Genomic DNA, 13,847 nt, shown 5'->3' on the forward strand with positions numbered 1-13,847 from the left:
GCTAGCCGCCCTCCGGGCGTCCGGCTTATAGTGCACGTCGCGCGCCAGTCCAGCCAAACCGCAGGATCACAGCTTGTCCAAAGTCACGCCGCCAGCTCCCTTGCGCGCCGCTCATATTGCGCCGGGAGCGCCCCTGCACGGCACCTTGAAGGGCGCATTGGCGACGCTTGTCCTGTTGCTGCTCGCGTTATTGTTCTGGCAACTGCTCGACCAATTGCAGCAAAACCAGAAAAACCAGCAGCAATACACCATCGACTACAGTGCCGACCTGGCCGAGCAAATCAGCCTGAACATGGCCCTGAGCGCACAGATCGCCCTGAACCTGCTGCCCATCGTCGAACCACCGCGCAATGCCGAACAGCAGCAGGCCTTGATGCGCACCTTGCAGCGTTCGTTACCAGAACTGCGCAGCTTCGCCCTGCTGGCGCCCAGCGGCGCGCTGATCAGCGACACCGACGACGACAGCCGCGACAGCGCCTGGCTTGAAGAGCTGGTCAAGCGCAGCCACTCCCAGTCCTATTACCTGAGCAACGACAATGACGGCACCGTCATCTATCTGTTGCTGCACCAGCCCAGCGGTGGCTCCAAGGTGTACTGGGCATTACGCCTGGCACCCAACTACCTGGCCGGCCTCACGCGCCAGGATGGCCAGGCCCAGCGACCGATGTGGGCGATCGAGAACCGCCTGAACCACCGCGTGGTCAGCCGGGACAGCGGCATGCCGGCGCAGTGGGCCGGCGCCCTGACCCCGGAGGAGTTGAACAAAAGCGTGCTGGTCACGCCCTTGAGCAAAAGCGACTGGCAACTGCGCGGGCTGTTCGACCGCAGCGCAGTGCTTGAACAACTGCTGCCGGCGTTTATCGGCAAATGCCTGCTGGGGCTGGCGTTCTCGCTGATACCGGCGATCGTGCTGCTGAACATGCGTCGCCGCCAGCGCCAGGTGAACGAGGGGCGGCGGCGCTATCAGGATATTTTCGAAGGCACGGGCGTGGCCTTGTGCGTACTTGACCTGTCGGGGCTCAAGACATTCTTCGACAAAACCAAAGTGCACAGCCGCGAGCAACTGCATGCCTGGTTGCAGGCCAACCCCAGCGAACGCCAGCAACTGCTCAAGGAACTGCGGGTCACCGAGGTCAACCAGGTGGCGGTGCGACTGTTGAACGTAAACTCATGCGAACAAGCCTGGGAACGCCTGATCGATGATTGCCCACGCAACGCCACCGCCATCGGCTACCCGGTGCTGGAAGCGGTACTGGCCCAGCAGAAACAGCTGGAGCTGGAAATCCAGCTCAATGATATAGCCGGCAACGAGCAATACCTGTGGCTGGTGATGCGCCTGCCGGAGCAACAGGACGACTTCAAGGCGGTGATTCTCAGCATCAGCGACATCACCAGCCGCAAGCTGATCGAGCTGTCACTGGTGGAACGCGAGAGCTTCTGGTCGGACGTGGTGCGCACCGTGCCCGACCACCTGTATGTGCAGGACGTGATTAGCCAGCGCATGATTTTCAGCAACCATCACCTGGGCCACACCCTCGGCTACAACAAGGCCGAACTGCAGCAAATGGGCGAGTACTTCTGGGAAATCCTGCTGCATCCCGAAGACGCCGAGCATTACCACGACTTGCGCCAACAGCAGCGCCGGGTCGGCTATACAACGCAACTGCACTGCCAGCTGCGCTTTCGCCACCGCAATAACCAATGGCGCCGCTTCGATATCCGCGAACAAGCCCTGGCCCGGGACACGTCCGCGGTGGTCACGCGGATCATCGGCGTGGCCAAGGACATTACCGACCAGATCGAGGCCAGCGAATCCCTGCGCGACAGTGAACAGCGCTACCGCATGCTGGCCGAAAGCATCAGCGACGTCATCTGCTCCACCGACAGCCAACTGGCCCTCAACTACGTCAGCCCATCGGTCAACGCCGTGCTCGGCTATGACGTGGACTGGGTGTTCAAGAATGGCTGGCAGTCGATCATCGCCAACCCGCAACAGCTGACCGGCATCTATAGCCTGATGGAACAGGTCAGCCGCGCCCTGGGCAACCCCGAAGCCTTGAACAGGCTGCGCGATGACGTCCAGACCCAGCTGTTCCTGTTCGACTGCCTGCGCGCCGACGGGCGCAAAGTGCCGATCGAACTGCGCCTGGTGCTGGTGTGGGATGACCATGGTGCGTTTGAAGGCATCCTTGGTGTGGGCCGCGATATCAGCCAGCAACGCCGCGCCGAGAAAGACCTGCGCATGGCGGCCACGGTATTCGAGCATTCCACCTCGGCGATCCTTATCACCGATCCGGCGGGCTACATTGTGCAAGCCAACGAGGCGTTCAGCCGGGTCAGCGGTTATGCCGTGAGCGATGTGCTCGACCAACTGCCGAACATGCTCACTGTCGACGAGCAGCAGGAAGCCCATCTGCGCTACGTGCTCAAGCAATTGCACCAGCACAGCACCTGGGAAGGCGAAGTGTGGCTCAAGCGCCGCAATGGCGAGCATTACCCGGCCTGGGTCGGTATTACGGCGGTGTTCGACGATGAAGGCGACCTGGCCAGCTACGTCTGCTTCTTCAGCGACATCAGCGAGCGCAAGGCCAGCGAACAACGCATCCACCGCCTGGCCTACTACGACGCCCTGACCCACCTGCCCAACCGCACGCTGTTCCAGGACCGCCTGCACACTGCGTTGCAGTCCGCCGAGCGGCAGAAGTCGTGGGTGGTACTGATGTTCCTCGATCTGGATCGTTTCAAGCCGATCAACGACTCCCTCGGCCATGCCGCCGGCGACCGCATGCTCAAGGAAATGGCCACGCGCCTGCTGGGTTGCGTGGCCGAGGACGACACCGTAGCGCGCATGGGCGGCGACGAGTTCACCTTGCTCCTGCAACCGCGAGTCAGCCGCGAGATGGCGCTGAACCGCGCGATTCATGTGGCCGAGCAGATTCTCGCCAGCCTGGTGAAACCGTTTGTACTGGAAGGCCGCGAGTTCTTCGTCACCGCCAGTATCGGCATCGCCCTCAGCCCGCAAGACGGCAACGAGCTGAGCCAACTGATGAAAAACGCCGATACCGCGATGTATCACGCCAAGGAGCGCGGCAAGAACAACTTCCAGTTCTACCAGGCCGACATGAACGCCAGCGCTCTGGAACGCCTGGAGCTGGAAAGCGACCTGCGCCACGCCCTGGACCAGAACGAATTCGTGCTCTATTACCAGCCGCAATTCAGCGGCGACGGCAAACGCCTGACCGGCGCCGAAGCCTTGCTGCGCTGGCGCCATCCGCGTCGTGGCCTGGTGCCGCCGGGTGACTTCATTCCTGTGCTGGAGGAATTGGGCCTGGTGGTGGACGTGGGCGACTGGGTGATCAGCGAAGCCTGTCGCCAGCTCAAGAGCTGGCATCAGAACAAAGTGCGGGTGCCGAAAGTCTCGGTGAACATCTCGGCGCGGCAGTTCTCCGACGGCCAGTTGGGCATGCGCATCGCCACCATCCTCAAGGACACCGGCCTGCCGCCGGCGTGCCTGGAGCTGGAACTGACTGAAAGTATCCTGATGCGTGAAGTCAACGAAGCCCTGCAGATCCTCGCCAGCCTGAAAAACCTTGGCCTGAGCATTGCGGTGGATGACTTTGGCACGGGCTATTCGTCGCTCAACTACCTCAAGCAGTTCCCCATCGACGTGCTGAAGATCGACCGCACCTTCGTCGACGGCCTGCCCTCGGGTGAGCAGGACGCGCAGATTGCCCGGGCTATCATTGCCATGGCCCACAGCCTGAACCTGGCGGTGATTGCCGAAGGTGTGGAAACCCATGAGCAGTTGGATTTTCTGCGCGAGCATGGCTGTGATGAGGTGCAGGGTTACCTGTTCGGGCGGCCGATGCCGGCGAACCGGTTCGAGGCGCAGTTCAGCAATGATGCCCTCTTCATGTTCGACTGAGTTTTTTGCTGGGGCGGATGGCCTCATCGCAGGCAAGCCAGCTCCCACACTTGATCGGGTTCACACAGTCAAATGTGGGAGCTGGCTTGCCTGCGATGGGGCCAGTACTGACACCACCCATCCCCAGATGAGCCCCACTTGTCCGCGACATGATGTCCTTTCATATGCCATCCAAAACCCATTGGGTTAGAATGCCCTTCTTTTCTGCCCCCGATCCTTGAGGACCGCCATGTTCAGCCGTGATTTGACTATTGCCAAGTACGACGCCGATCTCTTCGCCGCCATGGAGCAAGAAGCCGTGCGCCAGGAAGAGCACATTGAGCTGATCGCTTCGGAAAACTACACCAGCCCTGCGGTGATGGAGGCTCAAGGTTCGGTTCTGACCAACAAGTACGCCGAAGGCTACCCAGGCAAGCGCTACTACGGTGGTTGCGAGTACGTCGACGTGGTTGAGCAGCTGGCTATCGACCGTGCCAAGCAACTGTTCGGCGCCGATTACGCCAACGTCCAGCCACACGCCGGTTCCCAAGCCAACAGCGCGGTGTACCTGGCCCTGCTGCAAGGCGGCGACACCATCCTGGGCATGAGCCTGGCCCACGGCGGTCACCTGACCCACGGCGCCAGCGTTTCCTCCTCCGGCAAGCTGTACAACGCCGTCCAGTACGGTATCGATGCCAACGGCCTGATCGACTACGACGAAGTCGAGCGCCTGGCGGTCGAGCACAAGCCAAAAATGATCGTGGCCGGTTTCTCTGCCTACTCGCAGATCCTGGATTTCCCGCGTTTCCGCGCCATCGCCGACAAGGTTGGCGCCTACCTGTTCGTCGACATGGCCCACGTGGCCGGCCTGGTCGCCGCTGGTGTCTACCCGAACCCGGTGCCTTACGCTGACGTGGTCACCACCACCACCCACAAGACCCTGCGCGGCCCACGTGGCGGCCTGATCCTGGCCCGCGCCAACGCCGAGATCGAGAAGAAGCTCAACTCCGCAGTATTCCCGGGCGCCCAGGGTGGTCCGCTGGAGCACGTGATCGCGGCTAAAGCGATCTGCTTCAAGGAAGCCCTGCAGCCTGAGTTCAAGACCTATCAACAGCAAGTGGTGAAGAACGCACAGGCCATGGCAGCTGTGTTCATCGAGCGCGGTTTTGACGTAGTGTCCGGCGGTACTGAAAACCACCTGTTCCTGCTGTCGCTGATCAAGCAGGACATTTCCGGTAAAGATGCTGACGCTGCCCTGGGCAAAGCATTCATCACCGTGAACAAGAACTCCGTACCGAACGACCCACGTTCGCCGTTCGTCACCTCCGGCCTGCGCTTCGGCACTCCGGCGGTGACCACCCGTGGTTTCAAGGAAGCCGAGTGCAAGGAACTGGCCGGCTGGATCTGCGACATCCTGGCAGACTTGAACAACGAAGCCGTGATCGACGCGGTACGCGAGAAGGTCAAGGCCATCTGCAAGAAGCTGCCGGTGTACGGCGCTTGATTGCAGTAGCTTGAATAAGAAGCCCGGCTCTTGAACCGGGCTTTTTTATGCCGATTTCAATTTGAAACAGGGTCAAGTGTGGGAGCTGGATTGCATTTCAAGCCTGGGTTATTGGTAGACCCGCTCAAAGCCTTCGCGAATCTTGTCCTCCGGCAACTCATCGGCAATAAACACAATTACACTCTCCCGCGCTTCACCCTCGGCCCATTCGGTGTCCCAATCGAACCCGTAGAGTTTCAAGACGCCCTGGAACACCATGCGCCGGTCTTCCCCGGCAATATTCAACACGCCCTTGTAGCGCAGCAATTGCTTGCCGTGGTCTTCCAGCAGCTCGTTCATGAACTCGCTGAGACGGTCGATATCCAGCGGCTGCTCGGTGCGCAGTACCAGGCTGGAAATACGGTCGACCGATGGCGCGGCGCTGACCGGGCGCAGGCTCATGCCGGCGTTCAGGTTGAAACCGCGCACATCCAGCAACTCGGCCAGATCAATCTTGCCGTGATCCACCACACGGATCGGCGCACGACGGTTGATGCGCGTCAGGCGCTGGCTGAGGGCTTCGAATGTGGCGTCGTCTACCAGGTCGCGCTTGCTCACCAGCAGGCGGTCGGCAAAGCCGATCTGGGCCTGGGCGATGGTCTGGGTCAGGTGATGCTCGGCGTGGGCGGCGTCCACCAGGGTGATGATGCCGTCGAGAATGTAGCGCTCGCGCAGTTCTTCGTCGATGAAGAACGTCTGGGCCACCGGCGCAGGGTCGGCCAGGCCGGTGCATTCGATCACCAGCCGGTCGAAGGCGATTTCGCCACTGTCCAGGCGTTCGAGCAGCAGGTACAAGGCCTTGGTCAGGTCAGTGTGGATGGTGCAGCACACGCAGCCGTTGGACAGGGTCATCACTTGTACCGGCTCGTCGCCCAACAGCTGGGTGTCGATACCGGCGTCACTGAATTCGTTTTCGATCACGGCGATTTTCAAGCCGTGCTCGGCCTTGAGCAGGTGACGCAGCAAGGTGGTCTTGCCGGCACCGAGGAAGCCGCTGAGGATGGTGACGGGGATGGGAGAGGACAAAGAAATCTCCTTATAACTGAAGGAACACAAAACAAATGTGGGAGGGGGCTTGCCCCCGATATCGGTGTGTCAGGCACTTATAGGTCACTGACACAAAGCTATCGGGGGCAAGCCCCCTCCCACAGTAGATCCACTGCCAGCCCGAATTAACGGGTCAGCAGCACTTGGGCCCACCCTTGCCGCCGTAACGGGCCTCCTGGCGTTCCCGGAAGAACGCCTTGTAGTCCATCACCGGCTTGTCCGGGTGCTTGGTTTGCATATGCTCGACGTAGGTGTCGTAGTCGGGCATGCCGACCATCAGGCGCGCGGCCTGACCGAGGTATTTACCGAGGCGACTGATGTCATTGAACATGCTTGCAATCCTCGTTTACGCGTCCGGTACAGCCTGGAACGGGGCTTCTTTATCCGTACGCTCTTTGTTGCCCCAGGCGGCGACGCCAACCTTGAGCGCATAGAACAGGATGCTGAACACCACGAACAGGAACAGCGCCGTCAGCGTTGCGTTGGTGTAGGCATTCCAGATCACGTGCTGCATCTGGTCGACGCTCTTGGCCGGAGCCAGGATCTGGCCGTTAGCCAGGGCATCGCTGTATTTCTTGGCCAGCGACAGGAAGCCGATCGCCGGGTTGGCGTCGAACAACTTGATGAAGCCTGCGGTGGTGGTGCAGATCAGCAGCCAGACCGCCGGCAGCATGGTTACCCAGATGTAGCGCTGGCGCTTCATCTTGATCAGCACAACGGTGGCCAGCATCAGCGCGATACCCGCCAGCATCTGGTTGGATATACCAAACAGCGGCCACAAGGTGTTGATGCCGCCCAGCGGGTCGATCACGCCCTGGTACAGCAGGTAACCCCACATTGCCACGCAGCCTGCGGTAGCAATCAGGTTGGCAGTCCAGGACTCGGTGCGTTTCAGCGCGGGTACGAACGAACCCAGCAGGTCTTGCAGCATGAAGCGACCGGCCCGGGTACCGGCATCGACGGCCGTGAGAATGAACAACGCTTCGAACAGGATCGCAAAGTGGTACCAGAACGCCATGGTGTTTTCACCCGGCAGCACACTGTGCAGGATCTGCGCGATACCGACCGCCAGTGTCGGTGCACCACCGGCACGCGCCAGAATCGTGGTTTCACCAATATCGTGGGCGACGGCCGACAGCGCTTCAGGGGTAATGGCAAAGCCCCAACTGCTGACGGTTTGTGCCACGGTGACCACGTCGGAGCCGACGATTGCAGCCGGGCTGTTCATGGCGAAATACACGCCTGGCTCGATCACCGAAGCGGCAACCATCGCCATGATGGCTACGAACGATTCCATCAGCATGCCACCGTAGCCGATGTAACGGGCGTGGCTTTCACTGGCCAGCAACTTGGGCGTGGTGCCCGAGGAGATCAGCGCATGGAAGCCCGAGACCGCGCCACAGGCAATGGTAATGAACAGGAATGGGAACAGGCCGCCCTTCCACACCGGACCGGTGCCGTCGATGAACTGGGTCAATGCCGGCATTTTCAGGTCGGGCATGGTGACCAGGATGCCAATCGCCAGAGCGATGATGGTGCCGATTTTCAGGAAGGTCGACAGGTAGTCGCGGGGCGCCAGGATCAGCCAGACCGGCAGCACGGCGGCAACGAAGCCGTAGCCGATCAACATCCAGGTGATCTGGATGCCGGTGAAGGTGAAGGCCTTGGCCCACACCGGGTCGGCGGCAATCTGCCCGCCCAGCCAGATCGAACCGAGCAGCAACAGCACGCCGATGATCGAGATTTCACCGATGCGGCCCGGGCGGATGTAGCGCATGTAAATGCCCATGAACATCGCGATCGGGATGGTCGCCATCACCGTGAAGATGCCCCATGGGCTCTCGGCCAGGGCCTTGACCACGATCAGCGCCAGCACCGCAAGGATGATGATCATGATCAGGAAGCAGCCAAACAGCGCGATAGTCCCGGGAATGCGCCCCATCTCTTCGCGGACCATGTCGCCCAGGGAGCGACCGTTGCGACGGGTGGACAGGAACAGGATCATGAAGTCCTGCACCGCACCGGCCAGTACCACCCCGGCAATCAGCCAGAGGGTGCCGGGCAGGTAGCCCATTTGCGCCGCCAGTACCGGGCCGACCAAAGGGCCCGCGCCGGCAATCGCCGCAAAGTGGTGACCGAACAGGATGTGTTTGTTGGTCGGCACATAGTCCAGGCCATCGTTATTGACCACTGCGGGGGTGGCCCGTCGCGGGTCGAGTTGCATCACGTTATTGGCGATGAACAGACTGTAGTAACGGTACGCAACCAGATAGATGGCCACGGCAGCGACCACGATCCACAAGGCGTTGATCGCCTCGCCGCGGCGCAAGGCCACTACGCCCAGGGCGCACGCTCCTACGATTGCCAGCACCAGCCAGGGTAAGTGGCGTAGCAGGCTATTATTATTTTTCATTTTTATATTCCAGCCAGGGTGGACAGAAAGGACAGCCAGCCCGAGTTTAGCGCTACTGGCCTTAAAGACCAGCCCCCTACGTTGGTCTAGAGCCTTCAACCGTTAAAAAAAGCCGAAATAAACGCCCCTTTATCGCCCCGGGCTACACTCCTCCCATTCACAGAGGGCTATACCATGACCGAACATGCGTCTGAACGTCGCCGTTTTCGCCGGATCGCCTTTGATGCCACTGCCGAACTGCGGCAAAACGGCAGCGAATGGCCGGTAAAACTGGTGGATCTGTCACTCAAGGGATTGCTGGTGGAACGGCCAGAGGGCTGGAAAGGGAATAAAGAGCTGCCCTTTGACGTCAACATACGCCTGGACCAGAAGACGCATATAAAGATGCAAGCGCGGCTGACCCATGAAGATCGTGGTCAATTGGGCTTTGTGTGCAAGCACATTGATCTGGATTCGATCAGCCATTTGCGGCGCTTTGTAGAGCTGAACCTGGGTGATGAGCAAGAGCTGGAGCGCGAACTGGGCGCTCTGCTGGAGATCCAGCTGCCAACATAAATCAGAATGTGGGAGCTGGCTTGCCTGCGATGGCGGAGTATCAGGCAAGAATGTTTAAGCTGACCCGCCGCTATCGCAGGCAAGCCAGCTCCCACAGGGGTTACTCGAACAGCGCATCCAAGGCTTGTTCCAGACGGGTAACCCCAATCACCTGCAAGCCCTGGGGCATTTCCTTTGGCGCATTGCCCTTGGGCACAATTGCGCGCTTGAAGCCATGCTTGGCTGCCTCCTTCAATCGCTCCTGCCCGCTGGGCACCGGGCGCACTTCACCCGACAAGCCCACTTCACCGAACACCAGCAGGTCATGAGGCAACGGCCGATTGCGCAGGCTGGACATCACCGCCGCCATCAGCGCCAGGTCGGAAGCGGTCTCCAACACCTTGACACCGCCGACCACGTTGAGGAACACGTCCTGGTCGTGGGTCGGAATGCCGCCATGCCGGTGCAGCACCGCCAGCAACATCGCCAGGCGGTTTTGGTCCAGGCCCAGCGTGACCCGCCGTGGGTTGGCCAAATGGCTGTCATCCACCAGCGCCTGGACTTCCACCAGCATCGGCCGGGTGCCTTCCCACGTGGCCATCACCACACTGCCTGGGACTTCTTCCTGGGCGCGGGTGAGAAAAATCGCCGAGGGGTTAGAGACTTCTTTCAGCCCCCGGTCGGTCATGGCGAACACACCCAGTTCGTTGACGGCGCCAAAGCGGTTCTTCACCGCCCGCAGCAGGCGCAGGCGACCGTCGGACTCGCCTTCGAAATACAACACGGTGTCGACCATGTGTTCCAACACCCGTGGCCCAGCCAGTGCGCCCTCCTTGGTCACGTGGCCGACCAGGAAGATCGCCGTGCCGCTCTGCTTGGCATAGCGCACCAACAGCGCCGCGCTTTCCCGCACCTGGGACACCCCACCCGGTGCCGATTGCAATTGCTCGGTAAAAATCGTCTGGATCGAGTCGATCACCATGACCTTGGGCTTTTCGATCCGCGCCGTGGCGATGATGCTTTCGATGCAGGTTTCGGTCATGACCCGCAGTTGGTCCTGGGGCAAGCCCAGGCGCCTGGCGCGCATGGCCACTTGCTGCTGGGACTCTTCGCCGGTGACATACAGCGCTGGCATACGGCTGGCGATGCTGCACAGGGTTTGCAGCAGGATCGTGGACTTGCCGATGCCCGGATCACCGCCAATCAATACCACTGAGCCATCCACCAGGCCACCGCCCAATACCCTGTCCAGTTCGCCGGAGGCGGTAGAAAAGCGCGGGATCTCTTCGACGCTGACTTCGGCCAGGGTCTTGATCTGCGCCTGTTGCCCGGTCCAGCCTGCACGGCCGGTGGGGGCCGCGGCACCGCCACTCTCGATCATGGTTTCAGTCAGGGTGTTCCACGCGCCGCATTCGGAGCACTGGCCCGCCCATTTGGGAAAGGTCGCGCCGCACTCTGTGCAGCCGTACATGCGCTTGGCCTTTGCCATATGAGAACCTCCAACCGAAAAACCGCGATGATAGCTCAGCGCGGCGCCGGGGTCCGGATTTCACCGTTAGCCAAACGTGAAGCGCTGTTGCCGATGGGGTCTTCGGCGTTCAAGTCGGCGCCTTTGGCTTGCAGCTCGCCCAGCAGTTCAAGGCGCTTGAAGAGCCCGGCGTACATGGCGGCAGTCTGCCCCGCGCCGTTGCGTTGATCAGGGTTGCAGTCGGTTGCCAGCAGACGCCGGGCAATTTTCAGCTCGCCTTTGAAGATGGCGCCCATTAACGCCGTGTTGCCGCGTTTGTCTTGCACACAGGCGTCAGCCCCCGCGTCGAGCAAACGCTCTACATACGGGGCTTGGCCGTGATAAGCGGCGAGGATCAGCGCGGTGTAGCCTTTATCGTCCTGGGTATTGAGGCCGTAGCCAGACTCGATGAAGGTGTTGAGCATGTCGAGATCACCACGGCGGGCAGCATCGAAATAATAATCCTGTAACTGCGCCTTGAGCGCCATCGGGTCGGGGGATTCGGCATGGGCGACAAAGGCCAGCATGGCCATCAGCAAACCGATAGAGATACGCATAGGGTTTTCTCCTGCAAAAGGTCAGCGCCCCATCAGGGCGCCGACCACAACCAACGGGTCAGTCGGTCAGTTTTTCAGCCAGCGCCTTCACGCGAGCCAGGTCACCCTTGGCAACCTTGGTCACGCCGGTGCCGTATTCCGGATCAGCCTTGTAGAGGAACGACAGGATGATGTGCTTGCTCTCGTCATCGGTGGTGGCCAACGAGCCGCCGAAGTTGTCGATCAAGTCCTGACGCTCTTTCTTGGAGTAGGACCGGTACAGGTCACCGGCCTGCTTGAAGTTCTGCTCACGCTGGATCTTCGCCTGCTGGGTATTGCCCGACAGCGCCGACTGGCTGTAGCGCGCGGTCTGCGGCTCGTCCCGCGGCAACAGGCGACTTGGCTGGTAGTTCACGCCGGTGGTGGTCTTGCCGAAATTCATCGCGCCGTCCTGGTTGCCGTTGTTGACGGTCACCCGTGGGGCGTTGATCGGCAATTGCAGGGCGTTCGCGCCCAGGCGGTACATCTGCGTATCGGCATAGGAGAATACCCGGCCTTGCAGCAGGCGATCTTCCGACGGCTCGATGCCCGGTACCAGGTTGGCCGGGGCCATGGCGACTTGCTCGGTTTCCTGGAAGACGTTGCCCGGGTTGCGGTTCAGCACCATTTGCCCGACTTTACGCTGCGGTACATCCGGCCAGATCTTGGTGGCGTCCAGTGGGTCGAAATCAAACTTGGCCAAGTCCTCGGGCTTGAGGACTTGTACATATAAGTCCCACTTCGGGAAATCGCCCTTGTTGATATGAGTGACCAAGTCATTGGTCATATGGCTGTAGTCACGGCCCTGCACCTCGGTGACTTGTTTGGGATCAAGATTCTTGATGCCTTGCAGGCTCTTCCAGTGGAACTTGACGTAGTGCACTTCACCCTTGGCGTTAATCAACTTGTAGGCATGCACGCCGTTACCGTCCATTTCACGGTAACTGGCTGGCGTACCCGAGTCCGAGTACAACTCGGTCAGTGTACGAGTGGACTCTGGAACATGGGAGAAGAAGTCGAAACGGCGCGAGTCATCATCCAGGTTAGTGCGTGGGTCCGGCTTGAAAGCGTGAACCATGTCTGGAAACTTAATGGCGTCACGGATAAAGAAAGTCGGGAAGTTATTGCCGACCAGGTCCCAGTTACCTTCGGCGGTATAGAACTTGGTGGCGAAGCCCCGTGGGTCGCGTAGGGTTTCCGGGGAATGGTTACCGTGGACTACCGCTGAAAAACGCACGAACACCGGGGTGCTTTCACCGGCAGCGAACACCTTGGCCTTGGTCAGGTCACTGAGGTTGTCAGTGACGGTAAACGTGCCATGGGCGCCAGTGCCGCGGGCATGAACCACGCGCTCAGGGATGCGCTCGCGGTCGAAACGTTGCAGTTTCTGTATCAGTTGTACGTCCTGCAACAATACTGGGCCGTTGGCACCGGCGGTTTGCGAGTTCTGGTTGTCACCGACGGCGGCGCCGTTATCGCGGGTCAGGTTGGCGGCTTGCACAGAAAGGGAAAGCAGGCTGGCGGTCACCAGTGCCAGCGCGTGGCGCGCGGACACGGGCCTGCGGCTGAGTGAAGTATTCATCAAGGTTTCCTCTGGTTTTTTTAGTGCACATTCGTTGTGCTTGCCAGAGGCTAGTGACCCGCGAGTCAGAAGATAAATAGAAAAACACCACAGGCCCGATTAAGAAAATAATCTGGTAACTCGCTGAAATAGCGCCTATTTCGCGCGCGATTGATGGCACTTTGCAAACTATTTGCGATTTAATGTGTCGATAAAAATCGACAGTGTTAACAGTTGTGTCGAGCAAGCCTTGAACGACTGAATTACACTGACCTCCACCCTTTACAACTGTAACAAGGAATAACCTATGGGCGTGATCAGTGAGTTCAAGGCCTTCGCGGTCAAAGGTAATGTGGTCGACATGGCCGTCGGTATCATCATCGGCGCCGCCTTCGGCAAAATTGTTTCCTCGTTTGTAGGCGACGTGATCATGCCGCCTATCGGCCTGCTGATCGGGGGTGTGGACTTTGGCGACCTGGCCATAACGCTCAAGGCCGCACAAGGTGATGTACCGGCCGTGGTCCTGGCCTATGGCAAGTTCATCCAGAGCATCATCGACTTTGTGATCGTCGCGTTTGCGATCTTCATGGGGGTAAAGGCCATCAACCGTCTGAAGCGAGAAGAGGCTGTAGCCCCGAGCTTGCCACCGACGCCGAGCAAGGAAGAAGTGCTGCTGGGCGAGATTCGCGACCTCCTCAAGGCACAGAATGACAAGCCGCTGTAACCAGCGGATGCAGAAGGAAGGCGCCTCGTAGGGCGCCTT

10 protein-coding genes are annotated in these 13,847 nt (G+C 60.2%); 4 read left to right on the top strand and 6 right to left on the bottom strand.

Annotated elements, in window-relative coordinates:
* Positions 1 to 73 precede the first annotated feature (73 nt).
* Positions 74 to 3,925, top strand: a complete 3,852-nt coding sequence (locus TU73_RS14460; protein WP_057012803.1) for a sensor domain-containing protein — start codon at positions 74 to 76, stop codon at positions 3,923 to 3,925.
* A gap of 229 nt (positions 3,926 to 4,154) precedes the next feature.
* Complete coding sequence (glyA, locus tag TU73_RS14465; RefSeq protein WP_057012804.1) at positions 4,155 to 5,408, top strand: serine hydroxymethyltransferase; 1,254 nt, start codon at positions 4,155 to 4,157, stop codon at positions 5,406 to 5,408.
* Positions 5,409 to 5,516: 108 nt separating this feature from the next.
* Here the strand turns inward: glyA and yjiA are convergent, their stop codons facing one another.
* The 3 genes from yjiA to TU73_RS14480 all read right to left on the bottom strand — a co-directional run bounded on the left by yjiA (position 5,517) and on the right by TU73_RS14480 (position 8,907).
* Positions 5,517 to 6,473 carry a GTPase gene (gene yjiA / locus TU73_RS14470; protein ID WP_057012805.1) on the bottom strand — a complete coding sequence of 319 codons (957 nt, stop codon included), beginning with the start codon at positions 6,471 to 6,473 and terminating at the stop codon, positions 5,517 to 5,519.
* A 154-nt stretch (positions 6,474 to 6,627) separates the two neighbouring features.
* The gene (locus tag TU73_RS14475) at positions 6,628 to 6,825 is read right to left on the bottom strand and encodes a YbdD/YjiX family protein (RefSeq protein ID WP_003194308.1); all 198 of its coding nucleotides are present in this window, start codon (positions 6,823 to 6,825) and stop codon (positions 6,628 to 6,630) included.
* Positions 6,826 to 6,840: 15 nt separating this feature from the next.
* Positions 6,841 to 8,907 (bottom strand): carbon starvation CstA family protein, encoded by a 2,067-nt coding sequence (locus TU73_RS14480; RefSeq protein WP_057012806.1) that lies wholly within the window; start codon positions 8,905 to 8,907, stop codon positions 6,841 to 6,843.
* Positions 8,908 to 9,081: 174 nt separating this feature from the next.
* Here TU73_RS14480 and TU73_RS14485 point away from each other — a divergent pair, with 174 nt between their 5' ends.
* On the top strand, positions 9,082 to 9,462 hold the full coding sequence (locus tag TU73_RS14485; RefSeq protein ID WP_057012807.1) for a PilZ domain-containing protein: 381 nt from the start codon (positions 9,082 to 9,084) through the stop codon (positions 9,460 to 9,462).
* 100 nt (positions 9,463 to 9,562) lie between these two features.
* Here the strand turns inward: TU73_RS14485 and radA are convergent, their stop codons facing one another.
* Genes radA through TU73_RS14500 form a run of 3 tightly spaced genes read right to left on the bottom strand, consistent with a single transcriptional unit; the run spans position 9,563 to position 13,105 of the window.
* Positions 9,563 to 10,930: a DNA repair protein RadA gene (radA, locus tag TU73_RS14490; RefSeq protein WP_046069598.1), complete on the bottom strand. Its 1,368-nt coding sequence runs from the start codon at positions 10,928 to 10,930 to the stop codon at positions 9,563 to 9,565.
* 35 nt (positions 10,931 to 10,965) lie between these two features.
* Positions 10,966 to 11,505, bottom strand: a complete 540-nt coding sequence (locus TU73_RS14495) for an ankyrin repeat domain-containing protein (RefSeq protein ID WP_057012808.1) — start codon at positions 11,503 to 11,505, stop codon at positions 10,966 to 10,968.
* 58 nt (positions 11,506 to 11,563) lie between these two features.
* Positions 11,564 to 13,105, bottom strand: a complete 1,542-nt coding sequence (locus tag TU73_RS14500) for a catalase (protein ID WP_057012809.1) — start codon at positions 13,103 to 13,105, stop codon at positions 11,564 to 11,566.
* A 286-nt stretch (positions 13,106 to 13,391) separates the two neighbouring features.
* Between TU73_RS14500 and mscL the strand changes: the two genes are divergently transcribed.
* Positions 13,392 to 13,808 carry a large-conductance mechanosensitive channel protein MscL gene (gene mscL / locus TU73_RS14505; protein WP_057012810.1) on the top strand — a complete coding sequence of 139 codons (417 nt, stop codon included), beginning with the start codon at positions 13,392 to 13,394 and terminating at the stop codon, positions 13,806 to 13,808.
* Positions 13,809 to 13,847: the final 39 nt, after the last annotated feature.

Source organism: Pseudomonas libanensis (genome assembly GCF_001439685.1).
Taxonomy (GTDB): Bacteria; Pseudomonadota; Gammaproteobacteria; order Pseudomonadales; family Pseudomonadaceae; genus Aquipseudomonas; species Aquipseudomonas libanensis.

Coding starts and splice junctions, on each gene's coding strand:
- glyA (WP_057012804.1), top strand. CDS start 4,155: ATGTTCAGCCGTGATTTGACTATTGCCAAGTACGACGCCGATCTCTTC.
- TU73_RS14475 (WP_003194308.1), bottom strand. CDS start 6,825: ATGTTCAATGACATCAGTCGCCTCGGTAAATACCTCGGTCAGGCCGCG.
- TU73_RS14480 (WP_057012806.1), bottom strand. CDS start 8,907: ATGAAAAATAATAATAGCCTGCTACGCCACTTACCCTGGCTGGTGCTG.
- TU73_RS14485 (WP_057012807.1), top strand. CDS start 9,082: ATGACCGAACATGCGTCTGAACGTCGCCGTTTTCGCCGGATCGCCTTT.
- radA (WP_046069598.1), bottom strand. CDS start 10,930: ATGGCAAAGGCCAAGCGCATGTACGGCTGCACAGAGTGCGGCGCGACC.
- TU73_RS14495 (WP_057012808.1), bottom strand. CDS start 11,505: ATGCGTATCTCTATCGGTTTGCTGATGGCCATGCTGGCCTTTGTCGCC.
- TU73_RS14500 (WP_057012809.1), bottom strand. CDS start 13,105: ATGAATACTTCACTCAGCCGCAGGCCCGTGTCCGCGCGCCACGCGCTG.
- mscL (WP_057012810.1), top strand. CDS start 13,392: ATGGGCGTGATCAGTGAGTTCAAGGCCTTCGCGGTCAAAGGTAATGTG.